This is a genomic window from Stenotrophomonas thermophila, assembly GCF_001499715.1.
Taxonomy (GTDB): Bacteria; Pseudomonadota; Gammaproteobacteria; order Xanthomonadales; family Xanthomonadaceae; genus Stenotrophomonas; species Stenotrophomonas hibiscicola.
The window spans coordinates 120,992-141,022 of sequence record NZ_CVIW01000056.1; the positions used below are offsets into that span (position 1 = coordinate 120,992).

At 65.4% G+C, this 20,031-nt stretch carries 25 protein-coding genes; 17 read left to right on the top strand and 8 right to left on the bottom strand.

Translation table 11 applies throughout. The annotated features are described in order from the left end of the window. Positions 1-12: 12 nt before the first annotated feature. The 5 genes from BN1263_RS17505 (at position 13) to BN1263_RS20275 (ending at position 4,540) form a co-directional block, all read left to right on the top strand. Positions 13-1,497: an MFS transporter gene (locus BN1263_RS17505; RefSeq protein ID WP_058982965.1), complete on the top strand. Its 1,485-nt coding sequence runs from the start codon at positions 13-15 to the stop codon at positions 1,495-1,497. Between the two features lie 16 nt (positions 1,498-1,513). Further along, positions 1,514-2,551, top strand: a complete 1,038-nt coding sequence (locus BN1263_RS17510) for a glycoside hydrolase family 43 protein (RefSeq protein WP_058982966.1) — start codon at positions 1,514-1,516, stop codon at positions 2,549-2,551. After that, positions 2,541-3,386, top strand: a complete 846-nt coding sequence (locus tag BN1263_RS17515; RefSeq protein ID WP_058982968.1) for an aldose epimerase family protein — start codon at positions 2,541-2,543, stop codon at positions 3,384-3,386. The genes BN1263_RS17510 and BN1263_RS17515 overlap by 11 nt, the downstream gene beginning before the upstream one ends. A 210-nt stretch (positions 3,387-3,596) precedes the next feature. Continuing rightward, positions 3,597-4,046 (top strand): BLUF domain-containing protein, encoded by a 450-nt coding sequence (locus BN1263_RS17520; protein ID WP_058983065.1) that lies wholly within the window; start codon positions 3,597-3,599, stop codon positions 4,044-4,046. Between the two features lie 260 nt (positions 4,047-4,306). Beyond that, on the top strand, positions 4,307-4,540 hold the full coding sequence (locus tag BN1263_RS20275) for a metallothionein (protein WP_080398871.1): 234 nt from the start codon (positions 4,307-4,309) through the stop codon (positions 4,538-4,540). Positions 4,541-4,565: 25 nt separating this feature from the next. Here BN1263_RS20275 and BN1263_RS17525 read toward each other — a convergent pair whose 3' ends face one another. From BN1263_RS17525 to BN1263_RS17535, 3 genes are all read right to left on the bottom strand, one after another. Then, complete coding sequence (locus tag BN1263_RS17525) at positions 4,566-5,117, bottom strand: cysteine hydrolase family protein (protein WP_058982970.1); 552 nt, start codon at positions 5,115-5,117, stop codon at positions 4,566-4,568. 3 nt (positions 5,118-5,120) lie between these two features. Further along, positions 5,121-5,759: a DUF6766 family protein gene (locus BN1263_RS17530; RefSeq protein ID WP_058982972.1), complete on the bottom strand. Its 639-nt coding sequence runs from the start codon at positions 5,757-5,759 to the stop codon at positions 5,121-5,123. A gap of 98 nt (positions 5,760-5,857) precedes the next feature. Continuing rightward, positions 5,858-6,046 carry a hypothetical protein gene (locus BN1263_RS17535; protein ID WP_019337695.1) on the bottom strand — a complete coding sequence of 63 codons (189 nt, stop codon included), beginning with the start codon at positions 6,044-6,046 and terminating at the stop codon, positions 5,858-5,860. Between the two features lie 149 nt (positions 6,047-6,195). On the opposite strand from BN1263_RS17535, the gene BN1263_RS17540 reads away from it, so the two are divergent. The 3 genes from BN1263_RS17540 to BN1263_RS17550 all read left to right on the top strand — a co-directional run bounded on the left by BN1263_RS17540 (position 6,196) and on the right by BN1263_RS17550 (position 8,548). Continuing rightward, positions 6,196-7,359: a zinc-dependent alcohol dehydrogenase gene (locus BN1263_RS17540; protein ID WP_058982974.1), complete on the top strand. Its 1,164-nt coding sequence runs from the start codon at positions 6,196-6,198 to the stop codon at positions 7,357-7,359. Between the two features lie 10 nt (positions 7,360-7,369). Next, positions 7,370-7,867, top strand: coding sequence for a hypothetical protein (locus tag BN1263_RS17545; RefSeq protein WP_058982975.1), 498 nt, complete (start codon positions 7,370-7,372; stop codon positions 7,865-7,867). A 282-nt stretch (positions 7,868-8,149) separates the two neighbouring features. After that, a complete protein-coding gene (locus BN1263_RS17550) occupies positions 8,150-8,548 on the top strand; it encodes a BLUF domain-containing protein (protein ID WP_080398872.1) in 399 nt (132 codons plus the stop codon). Positions 8,549-8,561: 13 nt separating this feature from the next. Here BN1263_RS17550 and BN1263_RS17555 read toward each other — a convergent pair whose 3' ends face one another. Then, a complete protein-coding gene (locus BN1263_RS17555; protein WP_058982978.1) occupies positions 8,562-8,954 on the bottom strand; it encodes a response regulator in 393 nt (130 codons plus the stop codon). A gap of 132 nt (positions 8,955-9,086) precedes the next feature. Here BN1263_RS17555 and BN1263_RS20960 point away from each other — a divergent pair, with 132 nt between their 5' ends. The 3 genes from BN1263_RS20960 to BN1263_RS17570 all read left to right on the top strand — a co-directional run bounded on the left by BN1263_RS20960 (position 9,087) and on the right by BN1263_RS17570 (position 11,128). After that, a complete protein-coding gene (locus BN1263_RS20960) occupies positions 9,087-9,503 on the top strand; it encodes a hypothetical protein (RefSeq protein ID WP_260832994.1) in 417 nt (138 codons plus the stop codon). A gap of 155 nt (positions 9,504-9,658) precedes the next feature. Further along, the gene (locus tag BN1263_RS17565) at positions 9,659-10,180 is read left to right on the top strand and encodes a ferritin-like domain-containing protein (RefSeq protein WP_019659717.1); all 522 of its coding nucleotides are present in this window, start codon (positions 9,659-9,661) and stop codon (positions 10,178-10,180) included. A 39-nt stretch (positions 10,181-10,219) separates the two neighbouring features. Continuing rightward, positions 10,220-11,128: a manganese catalase family protein gene (locus BN1263_RS17570; RefSeq protein ID WP_019659716.1), complete on the top strand. Its 909-nt coding sequence runs from the start codon at positions 10,220-10,222 to the stop codon at positions 11,126-11,128. 120 nt (positions 11,129-11,248) lie between these two features. On the opposite strand, the gene BN1263_RS17575 is transcribed toward BN1263_RS17570, so the two are convergent. Then, positions 11,249-11,572: a KGG domain-containing protein gene (locus BN1263_RS17575; protein WP_058982980.1), complete on the bottom strand. Its 324-nt coding sequence runs from the start codon at positions 11,570-11,572 to the stop codon at positions 11,249-11,251. 303 nt (positions 11,573-11,875) lie between these two features. Here BN1263_RS17575 and BN1263_RS17580 point away from each other — a divergent pair, with 303 nt between their 5' ends. The 3 genes from BN1263_RS17580 to BN1263_RS17590 are packed head-to-tail and all read left to right on the top strand — an operon-like array spanning position 11,876 to position 13,834. Next, on the top strand, positions 11,876-12,343 hold the full coding sequence (locus BN1263_RS17580) for a BLUF domain-containing protein (protein ID WP_019659714.1): 468 nt from the start codon (positions 11,876-11,878) through the stop codon (positions 12,341-12,343). Beyond that, positions 12,340-13,107: a DUF72 domain-containing protein gene (locus tag BN1263_RS17585; protein WP_058982982.1), complete on the top strand. Its 768-nt coding sequence runs from the start codon at positions 12,340-12,342 to the stop codon at positions 13,105-13,107. The genes BN1263_RS17580 and BN1263_RS17585 overlap by 4 nt, the downstream gene beginning before the upstream one ends. Then, complete coding sequence (locus BN1263_RS17590) at positions 13,100-13,834, top strand: DNA-formamidopyrimidine glycosylase family protein (RefSeq protein ID WP_058982984.1); 735 nt, start codon at positions 13,100-13,102, stop codon at positions 13,832-13,834. The genes BN1263_RS17585 and BN1263_RS17590 overlap by 8 nt, the downstream gene beginning before the upstream one ends. A gap of 39 nt (positions 13,835-13,873) precedes the next feature. Here BN1263_RS17590 and BN1263_RS17595 read toward each other — a convergent pair whose 3' ends face one another. Continuing rightward, positions 13,874-14,371, bottom strand: a complete 498-nt coding sequence (locus tag BN1263_RS17595; protein ID WP_019659711.1) for a YciE/YciF ferroxidase family protein — start codon at positions 14,369-14,371, stop codon at positions 13,874-13,876. Positions 14,372-14,619: 248 nt separating this feature from the next. Between BN1263_RS17595 and BN1263_RS20280 the strand changes: the two genes are divergently transcribed. The 3 genes from BN1263_RS20280 to BN1263_RS17605 all read left to right on the top strand — a co-directional run bounded on the left by BN1263_RS20280 (position 14,620) and on the right by BN1263_RS17605 (position 19,339). Continuing rightward, the gene (locus BN1263_RS20280; RefSeq protein WP_080398873.1) at positions 14,620-14,796 is read left to right on the top strand and encodes a DUF3606 domain-containing protein; all 177 of its coding nucleotides are present in this window, start codon (positions 14,620-14,622) and stop codon (positions 14,794-14,796) included. 13 nt (positions 14,797-14,809) lie between these two features. Continuing rightward, complete coding sequence (ligD, locus tag BN1263_RS17600) at positions 14,810-17,359, top strand: DNA ligase D (protein ID WP_058982986.1); 2,550 nt, start codon at positions 14,810-14,812, stop codon at positions 17,357-17,359. Between the two features lie 462 nt (positions 17,360-17,821). Beyond that, entirely contained in the window at positions 17,822-19,339 is a 1,518-nt protein-coding gene (locus BN1263_RS17605) for an FAD-dependent oxidoreductase (protein ID WP_058982988.1), read from the top strand. 3 nt (positions 19,340-19,342) lie between these two features. On the opposite strand, the gene BN1263_RS17610 is transcribed toward BN1263_RS17605, so the two are convergent. Together BN1263_RS17610 and BN1263_RS17615 are read right to left on the bottom strand one after the other, a co-directional pair. Beyond that, a complete protein-coding gene (locus BN1263_RS17610) occupies positions 19,343-19,765 on the bottom strand; it encodes a low affinity iron permease family protein (protein WP_005409684.1) in 423 nt (140 codons plus the stop codon). Next, positions 19,762-20,016, bottom strand: coding sequence for a hypothetical protein (locus tag BN1263_RS17615; RefSeq protein ID WP_005409683.1), 255 nt, complete (start codon positions 20,014-20,016; stop codon positions 19,762-19,764). Before BN1263_RS17615 ends, BN1263_RS17610 begins: the two co-directional genes overlap by 4 nt. Positions 20,017-20,031: the final 15 nt, after the last annotated feature.

Here is a 20,031-nt window from a genome sequence, read left to right on the forward strand (position 1 = left end):
GACGTCCGCTGCATGGCAAGCACTGAACACGCGCTATCGGTCCGCGAGAAGCTCGGCTACAGCCTGGGCGATCTCGCCGCCAACCTGATCTTCCAGACCCTGATCACCTACCTGGCGTTCTTCTACACCGACGTCTACCGCCTGCCGGCTGCCACCGCGGCCACGATCATCTTCGTGGTGGGCCTGCTGGGTGCGTTCGTGTTCACGCCGTTGATCGGCATCGCGGCGGACCGCACATCCACACGCTGGGGCCGCTTCCGCCCATGGATCCTGTGGACAGCCATTCCGTTCGGCGTGCTGTCGCTGCTGGCGTTCAGCACCCCGGACCTGGGCGAGCGCGGAAAAGTGATCTATGCACTGACCACCTACGCGCTGCTGGTCTGCGTCTACGCCGCGAACAACCTGCCGTACTCGGCGCTGAGCGGCGTGCTGACCGGCAGCATGGCCCAGCGCAACAGCCTCTCGGCCTACCGCTTCGTGGCTGTGATGGTCGCGCAGTTCATCATCCAGGTGCTGCTGATGCCGCTGGTGCTGATCCTGGGCGATGGCGACCGGGTGCGCGGCTTCGAGCAGGTCATGACCGCATTCGCCATCATCGGCACGGCGTTCTTCCTGATCACGTTCGCCACCACCCGCGAGCGCATCGTGCCGACGCGCGAGCAGACCGGGGGCGTACTGCAGGACCTGTCGGACCTGCTGCACAACCGCCCGTGGCAGGTGATGCTGGCCCTGACCGTGCTGGTATTCATCAACCTGGCGTTGAAGGGCGGCACCTACATCTATTACTTCCAGTACTACATGAGTGCAGCCGCGCTGGCCGGCTTCCTGGACGGCTCAGGCTTCAACGGCCTGATCAGCGCCTTGAATGCTGCCCTGGCCAGCGCCGGCTTCGCGGCGTTCACCTGGCCGAAGGACGCGGCCACCTCGGCGTTCAGCCTGTTCAACGCGTGCGGCATCCTCTGCATGATCCTGGGCATCGGCGCATCACGACGGCTGGCGGATCGCTTCGGCAAGCGCGACGTCTTCGGTGGCGCCCTGTTTGTCTCGACCCTGTTCCTGCTTGCCTTCTACCTGTTTCCACCCACGGGCGTGGCGGTGGCCTTTGCTGCCTTCATGCTGCATGGCTTCTGCTATGGCATCACCATCCCGTTGCTGTGGGCGATGATCGCCGACGTCGCGGACTACTCGGAGTGGAAGAACCATCGGCGGGCGACCGCGATCATCTTCTCGGCGATGCTGTGCGGGCTGAAGATCGGCCTCAGCGTCGGCGGCGCACTGGTCGCCGCGATCCTTGCCCACTACGGCTACCAGGCAGGACTGGCGCAGCAGCCTGAGGGCGTGGTGCAGGGCATCCGCTTGACCGTAAGCGTCTACTGCTCCCTTCCTTTCCTGCTCGCCGTGGCGCTGCTGTTCCTCTACAGGATCGACAAGCGCACCGAGACCCGCATCGAGCAGGACCTCCACCTGCGTCGCCGTTCCGCCGACGCTTCCGCGTAAGGCCAAGATGACAACCATGATCGACCTCCATGCCGGCGAAGACGGCCAGGCCAGCGAAGCCCGTCTTGCGCAGCTCACCGCGCACGCCATTTCGCAACCGCTGGTGACCCACATCTACACCGCCGACCCTTCGGCGCACGTGTTCGAGGGGCGCCTGTACATCTATCCGTCGCACGACATCGATGGTGGCCAGCCGTTCGACGACGAAGGTGGCCATTTCGGCATGCAGGATTACCATGTGCTGAAGATGGATACGCCCGAAAGCACGGCCGTGGATTGCGGCATGGCGCTGCACGTGCGCGACGTGCCCTGGGCGCGGAAACAGATGTGGGCCCCCGATGCCGCCTGCCGCGATGGGCGCTACTACCTGTACTTCCCGGCCAAGGACGCCGAGGGCCGGTTCCGCATCGGCGCGGCGATCGGCACGCGGCCGGAGGGCCCGTTCGTGCCCCAGCCGGAGCCGATCAAGGGCGCGTACTCGATCGACCCTGCCGTGTTCGAAGACGAGGATGGCAGCCACTACCTGTACTTCGGCGGCATCTGGGGCGGGCAGCTGCAGAAGTATCGTGACAACCAGTACAGCGAGGCCCACGAGGAACCCGAGGGCAGCGCGCCGGCGCTGGGGCCGCGCGTGGGCCGCCTGGACGCCTGCATGACCGAGCTGGCCGAACCCACCCGCGAAGTGCAGATCCTGGATGAGCATGGCCAGCCGCTGCGTGCGGACGACCATGCGCGCCGCTTCTTCGAAGGCCCGTGGCTGCACAGGTACCAGGGTCGCTACTATCTGTCGTACTCCACTGGCAACACCCACCAGCTGTGCTACGCCATCGGCGACAGCCCGTATGGCCCGTTCACCTACGCTGGCGTGATCCTCACCCCCGTGGTCGGTTGGACCACCCACCACTCCATCTGCCAGTTCGAAGGGCAGTGGTACCTGTTCTATCACGATGCACTGATGTCCGGCGGCATCACCCACCTGCGCTCGGCCAAGTGCACACCGCTGCACATGGAGCCGGACGGAAGCATCCGCACGATCAATCCGTATGGGGCCTGAGCGCATGCTGCCGGTGGATGACGCGCTGGCCCCGCTGCCGGCCGGTGAACTGCACTGGCTGAGATGCGGCGAACTGGAGGTTGCGCTCGCCGCAGGGGCGGGCGGGCGCGTGGCGCACCTGCGTTACCGGGGCGTGGAGTGGCTGGTGGATGCGCAGGAGGGCGGGGTGGCTGCGATCGCCTGGGGCTGCTACCCGATGGTGCCCTGGGCCGGGCGCATCCGCCATGGAACGTTCCACTTTGGCGGCAGGCCGCATCGGCTGCCGCTCAACTTCGACGGGCACGCCATTCATGGGTTGGGCTTCTCGCGACCGTGGCAGATCGACCGGCTGGATACGGCGGCAGCCAGGTTGTCGCTGGCGTTGCCGCGCGACGGCTACTGGCCCTTTGGTGGCATTGCCATGCTGGACCTGCAGCTGCAGGCTCACGCCCTGCAGATGCGCCTTTCGGTCCAGGCCGGCGAGCAGGCGATGCCGGCGGTGCTGGGCTGGCATCCCTGGTTCCGGAAGCCGGACCGGCTGCTGTTCACGCCTCGTGCGATGTACCCGCGGGACGGGGAAGGTATTGCCACGCTGCCCTGTGTGGCTCCCACTACCGGTCCCTGGGATGACTGCTTCATCGCCGACAGTGACATCACGCTGATACGCGAAGGCCAGCACCTGCGGCTGCGCTCGGACCACGACCATTGGGTGATCTACGACGGCACGCCGCACGCCACCTGTGTGGAGCCGCAGAGCGGCCCGCCGGACGGCTTCACGCTGGCGCCGCACCGGCTGGAGCCCGGCCAGCGCCTCGCGTTGACGTTCGACCTCGCGTGGGCAGCGGACAGGGCGTGAGCCTGGCACTGGCATGCGTCTCCCCGAACGTGCGGTGCCGGCACAGAAGGACGACCGGCTGCGGATCCTGAACACGCCGAGGAAAGGTGCACCGCTGGTCGGATAGTGGCGATCGGATCACGGAATACACACGATGGGAACATCCCAGGTCCTCGGATGGGCTACGGTGAGGCCATCGGAATCTGGGGGGATTCGTCACAGGAGCAACCGATGCCTATCAGGGCAGTGGTATACGTCAGCGAAGCCAGCCCCACTGTTGTGGGCGACAACGGGCGCAAAGAGGGCAACAGGCTGGACCAGCTGGTCGACGACGCCGCACGTTTCAACCGGGACGCCGGCGTTACCGGCGTGCTTCTCTTCGATGGCGGGCGGTTTCTCCAGTACATGGAGGGACCGGAGGACGGGCTACGGGTAGCGTACGCGCGTGTGCTGGGCGCAACCAGCCACGCAGGGCTGGTGGAGCTGCAGCGGGGCAGGGTGGGCAACCGGCGCCTGCCGTTCTGGCCGATGCGCTGGCTTGCGGTAGAGCCCGGGCAGTTGAAGTCGCTGGCCCACGCGGACTGGATCGGCTTCGTGCAGCGTGGCGATACGTCGGCCGGTGGGCAATCGGCAATGGATCTGCTGGTGGGACTGGTGGAGCCGTACGCCCTTGCCGCATAACGCAAGGGGATTGCCAACGTACGCTACGGGCGAGCAGTCATCTCCTGCAGTTCCAGTCAACCCGCACTGCCCGCGATCACTGCATCGTGCAGATCACGCTGGCGTGCCGGTTCGTTGGACGGGTCCGGACGGACGATGCAGGGCAGGTGCCATGCCGCTCTCCGCGTGAAGATCCTGTACAGTCGTGACACGGTGCTTTCACTGCCGCCGACATCCGTGATGGCCACACTGCAGGCTCCTTCCAGAGCAGGAGGTGCCCGATGGCTACCTGTGATGTCTGCGGCAACGACTACGACAAGAGCTTCACCGTACAGCAAGGCGGGCGTAGCGGCACGTTCGATTCCTTCGAATGCGCGATCCATGCGTTCGCCCCGCGCTGCGCCCACTGCGATTGCGCCGTCATCGGACACGGTGTCCAGGGAAACGGCCAGATTTTCTGCTGCGCACATTGCGCCGGTCATGCCGGTGTAAAGGGTGTCGCAGACCGGGCTTGAGCCGAATACTGCTCCATCCCGCCGGTCATGCCGGCACCAGAGAAGCAATTCGTGCCACCCGGGCTGCTCCCGAATCGGCGAGCAGCGCCATTGCCCGCTGTTTCTGTGACGGTACCCCCGCCACGGCCTCCCTTGCCAAGACGACGTCGAACTCCCTGGCGTTGGCGTCCAACGCGGTTGCCAGCACACACGAATCGGCTGTCATCCCGCTGAGCCAAAGTCGGCGCACGCCCAACTTGGCCAGCAGGACCGGCAGCGGGGTGGCGAGGAACGCCGAGTGCTTGGGCTTGAGTACAAAGTAGTGATCGGGCAGGGGCGAGAGCAGGTCGGCTATCCGCCCGGCTGCGCCGCCGTCCCGCTTGCACTGCGCAACCTGTTGTCGGAAGTCGCGCTTCCAGTCGGAGAAATTGTCATTGGCATAGATGACCGGCCACCTGCGGTCATCGAAGTGGTCTCTCAAACGCCGGATCTGTCTGGCCGCCCGCTCCGCAACGGGCGCAAGATCCTGCGCGCCGGGGAAGTCGAAACGGCTGAACATGTCGATGATCAGCAAGGCCGTCGATGGATCCTGTCCCATGGCTCAATCACCTGTCTGTGCGTGCGGGGCCTCGACCGGCTTGGACTGCGGTGAATCCTTCTGGCGCAGGAAGATCGTCAGTACAACCAGGGACAGCACGGCGAGAAATTCGCTCTGCCAGTTCTGCATCGATTCAAACCAGAATGTGCTGCTGGCCAGGTGCTGCAGGAAGCCGGGTGCGGGCAGGCCCCGCAACAGCTGCTCGGCTTGCTCGGCTCGCCAGCTTCCCAACGCGTGCAGCGTGAAGCTCAACAGGAACAACAGCCCGAAGGCGATTGCAAGCGAATGACCGTACAGCACCTTCCAGACGCCGCCACGCCTCACCGGCCAGGGCGTGGGTCCTGGCTCGACGCGGCTCTGCTCCTGTGCAGGATCCAACGGCCGCGATTCAGCCGAGCCACGCTGGCGAAGGGTGACGGTCAGTAGAACATACATGCCCATCTGCAGGAATTCGCTCTCCCAGTTCTCGAATGTGGCGCTGACGAAGTGGCCGGTCGCCAGGTAGTGCCATAGATCGATCGGCGCGCGCCCGTGCTGCGTCAACTCCTCGTTGTGGACATGGTGCCCCGCAACTGCCTGCCCAACGATGAACACGACGGTGAGTGCAAGCAGCACCAGCGAGAGACCGTTGCGTTTCCACATGCAACACCTCGATCAGCTGTTCCAGAGACCGTGCGGAAGCATGCGCGGGCAGGAGCGCAGGGCTCGTGATCACTGCGCATCGAGGATGTGAGGCGGGCTCAACGCTTGCCTGTCGGGTCTGGATCCGGCCGCTCGTAGTCTTCAGGTACCGCCTTGGGGCCGTCCCCATCGTCGGGCATGTCGTGGTCCTTCCACCTGGCCTGGTCGTTGCGACGTTTGTCCGGCGTGTGGGCCTTCGACTGATCGTCCACGTCCGTGGTTGGATTGAAAGGCAACTTGTCGTTCATGAGCAGCTCCTGCGACGAGAACCTGAAGCCTGCACCGCGCCGGGTTAACGCCACGACGCCGCGGAATGAACGCCGCGCACACCAGGATGTCACCGCAGCGGGGGGACTGCCCTGCGATGCTGGTGTTCCGATCTTTCTGGAGAACCGCGATGCAGGCATTGACCTATCACGGCCGCAAGGATGTGCGCGTCGAGACCGTGCCGGACCCGGTGCTGGCGGCCGAGGATGATCTGATCCTGAGGGTGACCGCCACCGCCATCTGTGGTTCGGACCTGCACCTGTACCGGGGCAAGATTCCTGACCTGCACGATGGCGATGTGCTGGGCCACGAATTCATGGGCGTGGTGGAAGAGGTCGGCAGCGGCGTGACCCAGGTGAAACCCGGTGATCGCGTGGTGATCCCGTTTGTGATTGCCTGTGGCGAGTGCTTCCACTGCCGGCTGGCCGAGTATGCCGCCTGCGAGACCACCAATCCGGGCAAGGGCGCCGCACTGAACCAGAAGGGCATACTGCCTCCGGCCGCATTGTTCGGCTACAGCCATCTGTATGGCGGCGTGGCCGGCGGGCAGGCCGAATTTGTACGCGTGCCGAAGGCGAATGTAGGCCCGCTGCGCATCCCGGAAGGCGTGGCCGACGAGCAGGTTCTGTTCCTTTCGGACATCCTGCCCACCGGCTACCAGGCCGCGCTGAACGCTGGGGTCAAGCCCGGCTCGACGGTGGCCATCTTCGGTGCGGGGCCGGTGGGGCTGATGAGCGCAGCCTGCTGCCGGCTGCTGGGGGCCGAGACCATCTTCATGGTGGACCATCTTCGCTACCGCCTTGACTACGCGCGTCGCGCCTACGGGGTGACCCCCATCGACTTCACGGAGATCGAGGACCCGGCCGATTACATCCTGACCCAGACCAGCGGGCGGGGCGCAGACGCCTGCATCGAGGCCGTTGGCTTCGAGGCCGAAGGCAGTGCGCTGGAGTCAGCGCTGACCGCCGTGAAACTGGAAGGCAGCAGCGGGGTGGCGATCCGGCAGTGCATCGCCGCGGCCCGCCGCGGCGGCGTGGTCAGCATCCCCGGTGTCTATGCCGGCTTCATCCACGGTTTCCTGCTGGGCGACGCGTTCGACAAGGGCTTGACGTTCAAGATGGGGCAGACCCACGTGCAGGGACTGATGCCGGAGCTGCTCGACGCCATCATGGAAGGAAAGCTGGACCCGGGTGACATCATCTCGCACCGGATGCGCCTGGCCGATGCAGCGCAGGGCTATGCGATGTTTGATGCCAAGGATGACGACTGCCGCAAGATCGTTCTGACACCGTGAGCGTGGCGCCATGAGTGCGATTGTCGTGGGCTGTGTGTACGCACTGTGGTTGGTGGCCGGTTCGCTGGACTTCCATTTTCACCGCCGGACCGACCTTCCACACACCTCCGCGATGCGCGAAAGCCTGTTGCATGGGGTGCAGCTGCTTCTGATCGGCAGCGGCGTGCTGGCGTGGCTGCTGCTGGAAAACACGTTGTCGCTGGTCACGCTCCTGGCGCTTCTGGTCATTGCTCACGCAATCGCCGGCTACCTGGACACCGTCAGCGCAGACGGCCGTAGACGCATCAGTCCGGCGGAGCAGCATGTGCATAGTGTGCTGGATGCCGCGCCGTGGGTCCTGTTGGCCTGGGTGGCCTGGCAGGCCCATCCTCGATGGTCGCTCAGTGTGGAACCGGCAGCACCCGGGATCTGGTGGTGGGTCCTGCTGCCGGCGTCTGGCCTGGTGGTGCTGCCTTGGCTGTGGGAGCTTCTCCAGTGCGTGAGGGCTAGAGCGAGGCGCCCGCGCTGACCGGGTGAGGATCACCGCACAGGGTATTCATGGGCAGGCCACGCTTCCAGCCGAGTGATGTGGCCGCTGGCGCCTGCGCCCATTACCATCTACAGCCGTGAACGCTGTTGGCGCTGAACTGCTCGGCCGGGAGCGCAGAAGCTCCCGCCTGCCGACACGTTATCGCAGCGTGCAGCTCGGGGGAGGGCACTGGTAGCGCGGCGATTGAACCCCTCATCCCTGCCTACATCTGCGCGGCGATCATTGAAGTGCAGGAAATTTCCTGCGCCAGAAGGAACGAATGTGCCCCTCCGTGCAGTCGCCTACACAAGTGAGGCGACATCGGGGCTTTCCATGGACCATGTGGATGACCTCGCCAGGGCCGCCGCCCGCTTCAACCTTGAAGCCGGCGTTACGGGTGTGCTTCTTTATGACGGGCTCCGCTTCCTGCAGTACATCGAGGGGCCGGAAGACAGCATCAACGTGGTGTACAGCCGTATTCTCAGTGCCCGCAGCCATCGCGAGCTGATCGAGCTGGGCCGCGGCAGGGTTTCCGGCAGGTTCTTTCCCTATTGGTCGATGCGATTGCTGTGGGTTGAGGCCTCCGAGATCCGCAGCGTCGCGCACGGCAACTGGGATGGCCTCTCACGTGGTGGCGCGCTGCGCCAGCTGGGCCTGGTGGTAGCCCCGCACCTGGGGTGACGGTTGCATGGATTCAATGCGCGGGCGGCTGCGCGCAGGTATCGCCCAGCACGCGCCGAACCGTGTCCTGCAATTGACTCACATGGAACGGTTTGGCCACGAAGGCCGCGCGCCGGTGGCGCTGCGGCACCAGCTGGTCGTAGACCGCAGAGACGAACAGGTAGGGGATGCCGAGTTCTGCCAGGCGATCAGCGACGGGAAAGACCACACCGTCGCGGAGTTCGACATCGAGCACCGCGCCGTCGAATCGCTGGGTGTCCAGCAGCCCGAGAGCGTCGAACACGCTGTAGGCATGCGTCACCTGATCACCGACGTCCTCAAGGGCGTGCTCCATGAGTGCGGCCAGGTCGAGTTGGTCTTCCACCAGCAGCAGGTTGCATCTGCGCTGGCTCATTGCGGATTGCATGCGTACATGCCTGTGTTGTCCTGGGAACATCAGTTTCTGCTGTGCTGCATCAAGATCCTGCGTGCGCATTGTCAGTCCGGCGCGAAGCCTTGCGCGCGTGACCAACCTCGTGGAGGAGGCGTGGAGGGCCTTATGGATTTCGTTGACGGCTTCTTGGCATGCGCTGTGGATACTGCCGCCGACCCCTGTATCGGAGTTTCTGCCATGCCTCTATCCGGAAACGAAGCGGCCTCTCCAGGCGTGCTGCGTATCGAGTGCATGCCGCTCGATTGTGGCGGCGCCGCCATTGTCGTGGAACTGGACCGTACGCCTGAACGGACATGGATGAAGTCGCTGAAGCGGGCATTGCAGGCCGACGATGCCCTTGAAGGCGCACAGGCCAAATTTGATGGCCGTTTTGTCTATGTCGTGGGCGTGGACGGGGGTGGGCACCGCGCTCAACACCGCGTGATGCAGGCCGTGATGGCAGCGGACGGCGGGGGCGCTTCGGACACCCGCCCCCGGGGCACCAGGGTGGGCGCGGTCGCATCGAGCGCCCTGGCGACCTGAGGGCGCCCCGGGTCCAGTCCGGGGTGCGGATGTTATCGCTGCATCAGCGCTGCGTGCAATGCCAACCTGCGGCGGCTCACATCGCCCGACAACGCGGTGATTGCGCTCGCTCCACGATGTCTCCGGAGGCATGTCGCCCCGCACCGGAGATCGAGATGGCAGACCAGAACACCGCCCGAAGCGAGCGCCTGCTGAAGTGGCTGCAGGACGCCTACGCCATGGAACAGGAAGCGGAGACCATGATGAAGGCCATGGCTTCGCGGATCGAGAACTATCCCCAGCTTGCCGCACGCATCAGCCAGCACGTCCAGGAGACGCAGGGGCAGTCCGCCTCACTGCGGCAGTGCATTGAGGCGCTGGGAGGAAGCGTGCCCACCGCGAAGGGATTGTTCGCGAGCATGACCGCCGCCATCCACGCCGCCGGCAACACGCTGATGGAAGACGAGGTGGTCAAGAGCGTGGGCCTTTCATTTGGCTTCGAGAACACCGAGATCGCCACGTACAGGGCGCTGGTGATCGCTGCCGAGCGCGCTGGCGCGCCCGACATTGCGGCGGTGTGCGGCCAGATCCTGCAGGAAGAGGTTGCCATGGCGCGCTGGCTGGAGGACCACCAGGACGGGCTGGTCGGAGCGTTCCTCAACCGTGACGAAACGCCCGGCGCCCAAGCCAAGCGTTGACCCCTAAGCCAGCCCACACCAGCCACCGGAGAAGCCCTCATGTTCTTTCATCACAAGAAACTGATGTATACCGTGCGCGTCCGCGAATCCAACCCGCAGCTCGCCAGCCTCATGCTTGAACAGTTCGGCGGCCCACAGGGCGAGTTAGCCGCCGCGATGCGCTACTTCACCCAGGGACTTGGCGAATGCGATCCCGGGCGCAAGGACCTGTTGATGGACATCGCCACCGAGGAGATCAGTCATCTGGAGATCATCGGCACCATCATCGCCATGCTCAACCGCGGGCCCAAGGCGATCCAGTCCGAAGGGCTTGCCGAGGCCGAGGACATGCGGCTGCTGGGCCAGAACAGCACCAGCCACACCGAACAGATCCTGTACGGCGGCGGCCCCGCGCTGGTCAATTCCAGCGGGGTGCCGTGGACAGCCGCCTACATCGACTCGATCGGCGACCCCACCGCCGACCTGCGCTCGAACATCGCGGCCGAAGCGCGCGCCAAGCTGGTGTATGAGCGCCTGATCAACGTTACCGACGACCCGGGCATCAAGGATGCGCTGCGCTTCCTGATGACCCGCGAGATCGCGCACATGAAGTCGTTCGAGAAAGCGCTGCACAGCATCCAGCCCAACTTCCCACCGGGCAAGCTGCCGGGGGATCCGGCGTTCACCGATCTGTACATGGACATGTCGCAGGGTGACGGCGCCGACGATCTGCAGGGCAGCTGGAACAGCGGCGAGCTCTGGGAGCGGGTCAGCGACCGCGACGCACAGGCCGCTGTGGATGGTGGCGACGGCGGCGGCACGGTGGACCTGGACCCGCGCGAACAAGCGGCGGTGCAGGCCATGACCCTGCGCACGCTCTCCGACCCGGAAGCGCGGCCGGCCACCGGGGCCGAGCTGGGGGCAGGCCCGGGTGCAGGTGCACTGGACCTGCCGCCACGCGAGCCGTGAAAGAAGCCGGGGCGCCCGTTCGCGGCGCTCCGGTTGCAACGCCCCGAGCCGCGTGGGGCGTACAAAAGTGGGCGGACATCACGTCCGCCCACGAAGGGATGCAACGGGTTTCAGCGCCGATCAGCGCTGCTGGCCACCGCGGTTGTTGCCGCCGCCGCGTTCCTGCTGTTGCTGCCCGCCGCCCTGGTTGCCGCCCTGGTTGCCGCCACCGCGACTGTTCTGGCCGCCTTCGCGGCCGATGTCAGCCATGTGCTGGCGGTCCTGGCTCACTGCTTCGCCGCCCTTGCGGCCGGCTTCGCGTGCTTCTTCCGAGCTGAATTCGTGGGCGTTGCCTGACTCGTGCGCGGCACGTCCACCCTTGGCGGCGATCTCGCGCTGCTTGTCCTCGTCCATCGAAGCGAAACCGCGGTTGCTGGTGCCCTGGTTCTGGTTCTGGTTGGCCATGGAAAGTCTCCTTGGGTTCAGCCGCCTCATTGGCGGCAGCGACCATCTTCCAGATCCGGCGCTAGACGGCGGTGGCATGACCGCCAACGTCGTGTCATCCGGAAGGCTCTGATTCCTCATCCGTCCTCCACGAACATCCCTGCACGCGTGCGCACAGTGGCAGACACACGTTCCGCGGCCCAACCGTGCGTCAACGCGATGCGGAAGGTACACGCCACAGTTCGACGCAGCCTCCACACCGGTCTCACCGCGCGTACGATCGGTGTGGCTAAGGTAGAGCGGTCTGCAACAACCGGTGGTGCCATGCCCTTCAGAGCGATTGCCTATGTAAGTGAAGCCTCCCGCAACCTGACGGAACAGCGGCTGCAGCAACTCGTGGCGGAGGCGGTGCAGTTCAACGAGTCCGCCGATGTCACCGGCACATTGCTGTTCGATGGCTCGCGCTTCCTGCAGTACCTGGAAGGCCCGGAGGCAGGGGTCAAGGCGGTGTACACGCGCATTCTGGCTGCAAGCAGCCACAGCGGAATCGTCGAACTGAACCGGGGCAGGGTGGGTCGCCGACAGTTTCCGCGCTGGCGAATGCGCAGCGTGCGGGTGGATGAGCTCGCGCTGGGAAAGATCGCCATTTCCGACTGGACCGGCTTCGTGCGCAGCGCCTCGGCGCTGCAGTCGGGCACCAGTGCCCTGGATCGACTACTGTCGGTCTCGCAATCGCAGACGGAAGCAAGCGCGGGTGGCATCATCGAACCAGACGGGCAGCTGGCACGATGAAGGCCACAGCCGCCCCGGTTGCGTCCGGCCCAGCACGCGTCGGTTGTGCGGGATGGTCGCTGCCGCGGGCGGATCAGGAAGCGTTCGGCGCGGGCGACAGCCTACTGCAGCGCTATGCCACACGCCTGTCGATGGTGGAGATCAACTCTTCCTTCTATCGATCGCACCAGCCCAAGACTTACGCGCGATGGGCGGCGAGCGTGCCGGAGGGCTTCCGGTTCGCGGTGAAACTGCCGCGAGAGATCAGTCATGAGCGTCGGCTGCGCGACCCAATGCAACCGCTCGAGCGGTTCCTTGAAGGCGTGCTGGAGCTGGGTGAAAAGCTCGGTCCGTTGCTGCTGCAGTTGCCGCCGAGCCTGGTGTACGACACGGCCACGGCCAGCGCATTCCTGCGGGGCCTGCGCGCGCGCACCCAGGCCGATGTGGCGTGCGAGCCGCGCCACCCCAGTTGGTTCACGCCGGAAGTGGATGCGCTTCTGAGCGCGCATGGTGTTGCACGGGTAGCCGCAGATCCGGCACGAGTGCCGGCGGCAGCGGTTCCCGGCGGTGATCGTGCGTGGAGCTACTGGCGCTGGCACGGCCAGCCGCAGATCTATCGCAGTGCGTACAGCGAACAGGCCCTGGCGGAACTGGCGCAAGGGCTGCGGCGCGAAGCTGATGCGCAACGGCCGGCCTGGTTCGTACTGGACAATACAGCACTGGGCCATGCCACCGGCAACGCACTGCGCCTGCAGGCGCTGCTGCAGGAGAACGCCCATGCCTGAAGGTCCTTCCATCGTACTGCTGCGCGAAGCCACTAGCCATTTCAAAGGGCACGTGGTCCGCACCGTCTCCGGAAACAGCCGCATCGACCTGTCGCCGCTGCAGGGCCGAAGGGTCAAGGCGGTCCGCAGTTGGGGCAAGCACTTCCTGCTGGAATTCAGCCGCCACACGCTGCGCATCCACCTGATGATGTTCGGCAGCTGGCGCATCGACGAACGGAAGCCAACCCCGGCGCGTGTATCCCTGCTGTTCGACAATGGCGAGCTGAACTTCTATGCGTGTTCCGTGCGGCTGATCGACGAGCCGTTGGACGATGTCTACGATTGGCGCGCGGACGTCATGAACGATGTCTGGGATCCGAAGTTGGCCCGGCGCAAGCTGAAGGCCCTGCCGGACGTCATGGTCTGTGACGCGCTTCTGGACCAAGCGGTCTTTGCCGGCGTGGGCAACATCATCAAGAACGAGGTGCTGTTCCGGATAGGCGTGCATCCCGCCACCCGCTTGGGCGACCTGCCGCCACGCAGGCTTACCGCGCTGATCGAACAGGCGCGCGCCTACAGCTTCGACTTCCTGGAATGGAAGCGGCGCTTCGAACTGAAGAAGCATTGGCAGGTGCACACGAAGAAGGTCTGTCCCCTGTGCGGTGGCCCAATCAGCAAGCTCTACATGGGGACCACGCGGCGGCGCACGTTCTTCTGCCCCAATGATCAAGTGTTCTACGGGCACTGAGGCCGCCGTCCGTGGCAGCCGGGTTCCAAGGCGCGCCGATCAGGCGGCCTGCGCGGCCTTGGCGTTGCCGCCGCCCTTGGCCAGCAGGGTCAGCTTTTCGTCGGTGGCCTTCTCTTCCTCAAGCGTCTCCAGCAGCAGCGGCAGGGCGTCCTTGTAGCCCAGCTGCTTGGCCAGCGCGGCAATGGTCCCGTAGGACGCAATCTCGTAATGCTCGACCTTCTGCGCGCCGCCGATCAGCGCAGCATCCCGCACCGGGCCCTTGTCGATGCTGTCGATCACTTCCTTGCCTTCCTCCACCAGGCCCTCCATCGCCGCGCACTTGATGCGCTTCAGGCGAATGCCCAGGATCTCGACAACCTGGTCGATGCGTTCGATCTGGCCCTGGGTCTCTTCCAGGTGCGTCTCAAACGCCGTGGCCAAGTCCGGATTCTCGGCCGCACGGGCCAGGCGTGGGAGGGCCTTGGTCAGCTGCTTCTCGGCGCTGTAGATATCCGAGAGTTCGTGGATGAACAGGTCTTCCGCCGTCTTGATAGCCATACTGGGCTCCGCAGTGAGTGGAGCGATCAGCGTAGGGTCTTCCCGGTTGCGATCAGGCAGGTGCCAGGTGAAGGCGGCATGTGAAGGTCCACGCGAACCGTGCGCGTGCCCTTCACGATGCGGGATCCGCCACTGCGGGTTGGCGCCGGTGCCGCCAAGCCTTCGCCATGGCTTCACAATGGCATCGCCTCGTGCCCATGCACCGGCCGGTACGGTCACTTCACGCCCGACCACGCGCGGAGACTCCCATGAGCGATGACAAGCAGAAAACCGGCCGCCCGGACCGGGATCGCATCAACGTCAACGAAGATTACGAGCTGCAGTACTGGACCACCACGCTGGGCGTGTCCGCCGAGGAACTTCGTGCTGCCGTGGCGGCGGTCGGACCCACCGCCGTTGCTGTCCGCAAGCATCTGGGAAAATAGCGCGGAGTTGCCCATGTCCCTGGTCGAGTACCGCCGCAAGCGCAGTTTTGACAAGACCAAGGAGCCCGAGCCGGGCAAGGCGCTGCCGAAAGGGCAACGCGCCATTTTCGTGGTGCAGCTGCACCATGCCAGCCGGCGGCACTATGACTTCCGCCTTCAGGTAGGGGACGCGCTGAAGAGTTGGGCTGTGCCCAAGGGGCCCAGTTACGACCCGAAGGTCAAGCGCATGGCGGTGGAGGTGGAAGATCATCCTGTCGACTATGCGACTTTCGAAGGCGAAATCCCCAAAGGCCAGTACGGCGGTGGCCATGTGGCCCAGTTCGACCATGGCGTGTGGGCGACGCAGGGCGACCCGGAAGCCCAGCTCGCCAAGGGCCATCTGCGATTCGAACTGTTCGGCGCCAAACTGAAGGGCGGATGGCATCTGGTCCGCTCCGGGAAGCCGGCGCGCCAACCGCAGTGGCTGCTGTTCAAGGATGACGACGAATTCGCCAGCGACATCGAGGCAGACGATCTGCTGGCGGATGTCGCTGAAGCGCCCGCGGAGGATCTGAAGCGGGCCGGGGCCGGCAAGAGCGCGAAGAAGCGGCTCACCGCGGTACCCGTCAAGCGCACCCGACGAACGAACTGGGCGAAGAAGGCGCTGGTGCTCAGCAAGGCAAGAAAGGCCGCAGCGCCGTCCGGTCCATTCGAACCGCAGTTGGCCAAGCTGGGAGACGCGCCGCCCCAGGGCGAGCAGTGGGTCCACGAGATCAAGTGGGACGGGTACCGCATCCTTGCCACGGTCGCCAAGGGCAAGGTGCAGCTGTGGTCCCGCAATGCACTGGAATGGACCGGCAAGATCCCCGAGATACGTGACGCGGTGGCGGCGCTGGGCCTGACTTCAGCCGCACTGGACGGTGAGCTCATCGCCGGCGCCGGCACCAAGGAGGACTTCAACCTGCTGCAGGCCACGCTCTCCGGCGAGCGCCAGGGCGTGCTGACGTATGCCCTGTTTGATCTGCTGCATCTTGATGGCGTGGACGTCGCCGATGCGCCGCTCCTGGAGCGCAAGGCCTTGCTGCAGTCCATGCTGGAAGGGCAGGGCAGCCCGTTGGCGTTCAGTTCCCATGTGCAGGGCGATGGCGACGAGGCCTATCGCCTGGCCGGTGAGCAGCATTTCGAAGGCATCATTTCCAAGCGCGCCGACGGCAGCTATCACAGCGGCCGCAGTGATGACTGGCGCAAGACCAAACAGCTGGCCAGCGACGAGTTTGCGGTGGTGGGCTACACCGCACCCAAAGGCAGCCGTGCCGGCTTCGGCGCGCTGCTGCTGGCCCGTCCAGATGCGGAGCACGGCTGGCTTTACGCCGGCCGGGTGGGGTCCGGGTTCTCGGACGAGCTGATCGGCGACATCAGCAAGCGCATCAAGGGCGGTGGCGGCCGCAAGCCAACCGCGTACGTGCCCACCCAGGACACCGACCTGCGCGCTGCGACCTGGTTCGAGCCGCGATTCGTGGTGGAGGTCTTCTACCGCGGGATCGGCGGGCAGAAGCTGTTGCGCCAGGCGTCGCTGAAGGCGGTGCGCGCGGACAAGGATATCGCCGACCTCGCCGATTCCGATCGCGCTGGAACGGCCCTGGCGGCGGCGCGCACACCGGCACCCCCGCGACCTGCGCGCAAGACCAGGCTGGCACCGGTGGCGGATCGCGCGCCGCCATCGCTGTCCTCGCCGGGCAAGATCCTGTTCCCCGGCGACGGTTACACCAAGCAGGACGTGTGGGATTACTACACGGCAGTGATGGAGCACCTGCTTCCCGAGGTGATTGACCGCCCGCTCTCGATCATCCGATGCCCCAGTGGCGCCACAAAGCCCTGCTTCTTCCAGAAACACCATACGGCCGGGCTGGAGCTGGTCGACGCAGTAAAGCTCAAGGAAGAAAGCGGGGTAAACGCGCATTACCTGGTGGTGCGTGACCCGGCCAGCCTGCTGGAACTGGTGCAGTTCAACGCATTGGAATTCCACCCGTGGGGCAGCCACGCCGAAACGCCCGACAAGGCCAACCGGGTGGTGTTCGATCTGGATCCAGGACCCGGCGTTCCCTTTGCCGAGGTCAGGAAAGCGGCCACCGACATCCGCAAACTGCTGGCGCAGCTGGAACTGGAGTCGTTCCTGCGGGTATCCGGCGGCAAGGGCCTGCACGTGGTTGTGCCGCTCGATCCGGGATGTGATTGGGACCTGACCAAGCGCTTCGCCAGAGGCTTCGCCGAAGCGCTGGCGCAATCCGAGCCCCAGCGGTTCGTGGCAACGGCCACCAAAAGCCTGCGCAACAAGCGGATCTTCGTCGACTACCTGCGCAATGGGCGCGGTGCAACGGCGGTCGCGTCCTACTCGCTGCGGGCCAGGCCGGGGGCACCGGTGGCGCTGCCGATTGCATGGAGTGATCTGTCAAAACTCAAGCGCGCCGACGGGTTCACGATCAAGGATGTGCCGGCAAAGCTCAAACGACGCCGCAAGGACCCGTGGGCCGGCATCGGGCAAGTGAAACAGAATCTCGCGCGATGGGCGCAGTCAGACCCGTAGCAAACGGCGAGGGGCCTCCATAGCCGGCCTGCCACGGAATCTCTCCGCTGCACAGATGGAGGTGCCCGGTGCGCATCATGCAGTTGCAGCCGGGCCTCCGGGTCCGCACTGGCAGCAATGTAGTCCAGCGCTTCGGCGAGCATGCACATGAACTCCTGCTCGGGGTAGAACGCCGCCCATTCCGGCAGCATTTCCTCCAGTTGCGCGATCATCAGGTCAATCTCCAGGTGCGTGCTCACTGCGGGTTCCGCCTTCCGGGCAAGCTGGCAACCACACCGCAAGGACGGTGTTGTGGGCCGCACAGCGGACGCAGGCGTGCCGTCTACGCGACGTTCACCACCCCCTGTTCGGCATCGCTACGGCTACGCGTGTGAGGATTTTCTGCACGGACGCACCACGGCTGTTTCACCCCCGGCGGCGTATCAGGGAAGGCTTCCAGCTGACTCTGCAAGGGTGCATTTCATGACCGACCCGTTACCGCGCGCCAGCCTATGGTCCCGTGACAGCGATTCGAACAGCTTTCGCCCACTTGCCGGAACCACGCGGGCGGACGTGCTGGTGGTTGGCGCCGGCATGACCGGCCTGTTGACAGCGGCCCGCCTGGCCGATGCCGGGCTGGATGTGCTGGTGGTCGATGCGGGGCCCATCGGTGGGCGCAACACGGTGATGTCCACCGGCAATCTTTATGCGCCCGTCTCCCGGCTGGCCGATCTGGTCTCCCGTTGGGGCGGTGACACGGCCAGCCGTGTCGTACAGTGGCGGCAGCAGGCGCTGCGGTCCATCGAAACCCTGGTGCATCGCTATGATCTGCGCTGTGGCTTCGAACGCGTGGCCATGCAGTACGGCGTGCAGGAGCGCACCCGCGAGGTCACCGCGCAGTTCGAGCGTGAGCTGCAGGCCTATCAGCGCGTCGGCCTGCAGTGCGAACACCGGCAGTCCGGGCTGCCGTTTGCATTGGGCCACGCTTTCCGTGTTCCCGACCAGGCGCAGTTGGATCCGGCGGCGTTCTGCAGGCAACTGGCAGGTCATCTGGCCGGTCGCGTGCGCATCCACGACTGGACCCGGATCAGCAGCATCGAGGCATCCGCCGGGGTTGCGACAGCCGATGGCGCCCGTATACAGGCCAGGCAGTTCGTGCTGGCTACGCATTCGCCCGCAGGCTTCAACCTGGTGCAGGCCGAGATGGAGGTGTACCGCGAGTACGGGGTGGCGGTACAGGTTGCCAACCCACCTGCGGCAGGCATTCACTGGATCGCCGACCGGCAGCGCTCACTGCGCGGGGCGCACGGCGCTGATGGCCGCGACTGGCTGGTGCTGGTCGGCGAGACACATCGCACCGGCGAAACCCCGGTGATGGATCCGGCACAGCATCTGGTCGCCGAGGCGCGTCGCAACTTCACCGTGCAGGGCGAACCGCTGTGCTGGTCGGCGCAGCAGTTCCGTGCAGCCGACCAGTTGCCCTACATCGGCAGCAGCGCGCACGACAATGTGTGGGTCGCCACCGGCTATGGTCCCGATGGCTTGACCTGGGCGGGCGTGGCCGCTCGTGCGATCACCGAGGGAATCATGGGCACGACCAGCGAGATCGAGAAGCTGCTAAGCCCCATGCGTTTCACGCCAGTGCGCTCGGCGGCCGGCTGGGCCCGTACCAATGGCACGGTTGCACGGCACATGGTGGGAGATCGCCTTGGTGCTGCGCCGTCGCACTCACCCAGCGAGTTAAGCCGTGGCTGTGGCGCACTGCTGGACGTGGATGGAAAGCGGACCGCCGTCTACCGCGATGAGCACGGCCAGCTGCACGCGATGTCGGCGCTGTGCCCACACCTCAAGTGCGTTGTCCAATGGAATGGCCATGAACGCACATGGGATTGCCCATGCCACGGCAGCCGCTTTTCCGCCACCGGGGCGCTGCTGGAAGGCCCCGCCCGGCAGGGCCTCACGCCAGAACCGCTGCAGGCGGAGCAGCCGCTGCAGCGGTGACCCTCAGGCTTCGGCGGCCGCATCCGCCTCGCAGGGCATGCAGCGTTCCTTCTTGGACTTGATGTCTGCAGCGGTCTTCGCCAGTGCCTCGTAACGCTGGCGAATCTCTTCAAGGTGCGCCGGCTCCATCGACTCCAGGTTCAACAACTCCTGGTTGGCGTCCTTGCTGACCCGGATCAGTTCATCCAGCTTGATGTGCAGCGCGGCCGTATCGGCATTCTGCGTATGCTGGATCAGGAACACCATCAGGAAGGTCACGATGGTCGTTCCCGTGTTCACCACCAGCTGCCACGTATCATTGAAGTGGAAGGCCGGCCCGCTGGCGGCCCAGGTGATGATCACCCCCAGCGCCGCGACGAATGCGCCCAGGCTGCCGGACAATCGTGCCGTCGCGGCCGCGACCCGGGCGAAGCCGCGCCGGATCACTCGTCACCTCCCGCGGCCTCCTCATCCGTTCGACGATCTGGCAGCCTGACCCGCTCACCCAGGCGCTTGGCCTGCTCTTCCGGCGTTGGCGCGGCGACGAAGGGGGAGATCGGATCACTGGCAGGGAAGGTTTCCTGCAGCGCTTCGTCATGATTGCGGTGGTTGTGCAGCTTTGCCTGCAGCGGGCTGACAGGATCGGGGCGCTGCGCTTCCGCGTCCGGGTGGGGGAGGTCTTTCTGATCGCGTTGCATGGTGAATCTCCAGGT

Coding starts and splice junctions, on each gene's coding strand:
- BN1263_RS17505 (WP_058982965.1), top strand. CDS start 13: ATGGCAAGCACTGAACACGCGCTATCGGTCCGCGAGAAGCTCGGCTAC.
- BN1263_RS17510 (WP_058982966.1), top strand. CDS start 1,514: ATGATCGACCTCCATGCCGGCGAAGACGGCCAGGCCAGCGAAGCCCGT.
- BN1263_RS17515 (WP_058982968.1), top strand. CDS start 2,541: ATGGGGCCTGAGCGCATGCTGCCGGTGGATGACGCGCTGGCCCCGCTG.
- BN1263_RS17520 (WP_058983065.1), top strand. CDS start 3,597: ATGCCTATCAGGGCAGTGGTATACGTCAGCGAAGCCAGCCCCACTGTT.
- BN1263_RS20275 (WP_080398871.1), top strand. CDS start 4,307: ATGGCTACCTGTGATGTCTGCGGCAACGACTACGACAAGAGCTTCACC.
- BN1263_RS17525 (WP_058982970.1), bottom strand. CDS start 5,117: ATGGGACAGGATCCATCGACGGCCTTGCTGATCATCGACATGTTCAGC.
- BN1263_RS17530 (WP_058982972.1), bottom strand. CDS start 5,759: ATGTGGAAACGCAACGGTCTCTCGCTGGTGCTGCTTGCACTCACCGTC.
- BN1263_RS17535 (WP_019337695.1), bottom strand. CDS start 6,046: ATGAACGACAAGTTGCCTTTCAATCCAACCACGGACGTGGACGATCAG.
- BN1263_RS17540 (WP_058982974.1), top strand. CDS start 6,196: ATGCAGGCATTGACCTATCACGGCCGCAAGGATGTGCGCGTCGAGACC.
- BN1263_RS17545 (WP_058982975.1), top strand. CDS start 7,370: ATGAGTGCGATTGTCGTGGGCTGTGTGTACGCACTGTGGTTGGTGGCC.
- BN1263_RS17555 (WP_058982978.1), bottom strand. CDS start 8,954: ATGCAATCCGCAATGAGCCAGCGCAGATGCAACCTGCTGCTGGTGGAA.
- BN1263_RS20960 (WP_260832994.1), top strand. CDS start 9,087: ATGGATTTCGTTGACGGCTTCTTGGCATGCGCTGTGGATACTGCCGCC.
- BN1263_RS17565 (WP_019659717.1), top strand. CDS start 9,659: ATGGCAGACCAGAACACCGCCCGAAGCGAGCGCCTGCTGAAGTGGCTG.
- BN1263_RS17570 (WP_019659716.1), top strand. CDS start 10,220: ATGTTCTTTCATCACAAGAAACTGATGTATACCGTGCGCGTCCGCGAA.
- BN1263_RS17575 (WP_058982980.1), bottom strand. CDS start 11,572: ATGGCCAACCAGAACCAGAACCAGGGCACCAGCAACCGCGGTTTCGCT.
- BN1263_RS17580 (WP_019659714.1), top strand. CDS start 11,876: ATGCCCTTCAGAGCGATTGCCTATGTAAGTGAAGCCTCCCGCAACCTG.
- BN1263_RS17585 (WP_058982982.1), top strand. CDS start 12,340: ATGAAGGCCACAGCCGCCCCGGTTGCGTCCGGCCCAGCACGCGTCGGT.
- BN1263_RS17590 (WP_058982984.1), top strand. CDS start 13,100: ATGCCTGAAGGTCCTTCCATCGTACTGCTGCGCGAAGCCACTAGCCAT.
- BN1263_RS17595 (WP_019659711.1), bottom strand. CDS start 14,371: ATGGCTATCAAGACGGCGGAAGACCTGTTCATCCACGAACTCTCGGAT.
- BN1263_RS20280 (WP_080398873.1), top strand. CDS start 14,620: ATGAGCGATGACAAGCAGAAAACCGGCCGCCCGGACCGGGATCGCATC.
- ligD (WP_058982986.1), top strand. CDS start 14,810: ATGTCCCTGGTCGAGTACCGCCGCAAGCGCAGTTTTGACAAGACCAAG.
- BN1263_RS17605 (WP_058982988.1), top strand. CDS start 17,822: ATGACCGACCCGTTACCGCGCGCCAGCCTATGGTCCCGTGACAGCGAT.
- BN1263_RS17615 (WP_005409683.1), bottom strand. CDS start 20,016: ATGCAACGCGATCAGAAAGACCTCCCCCACCCGGACGCGGAAGCGCAG.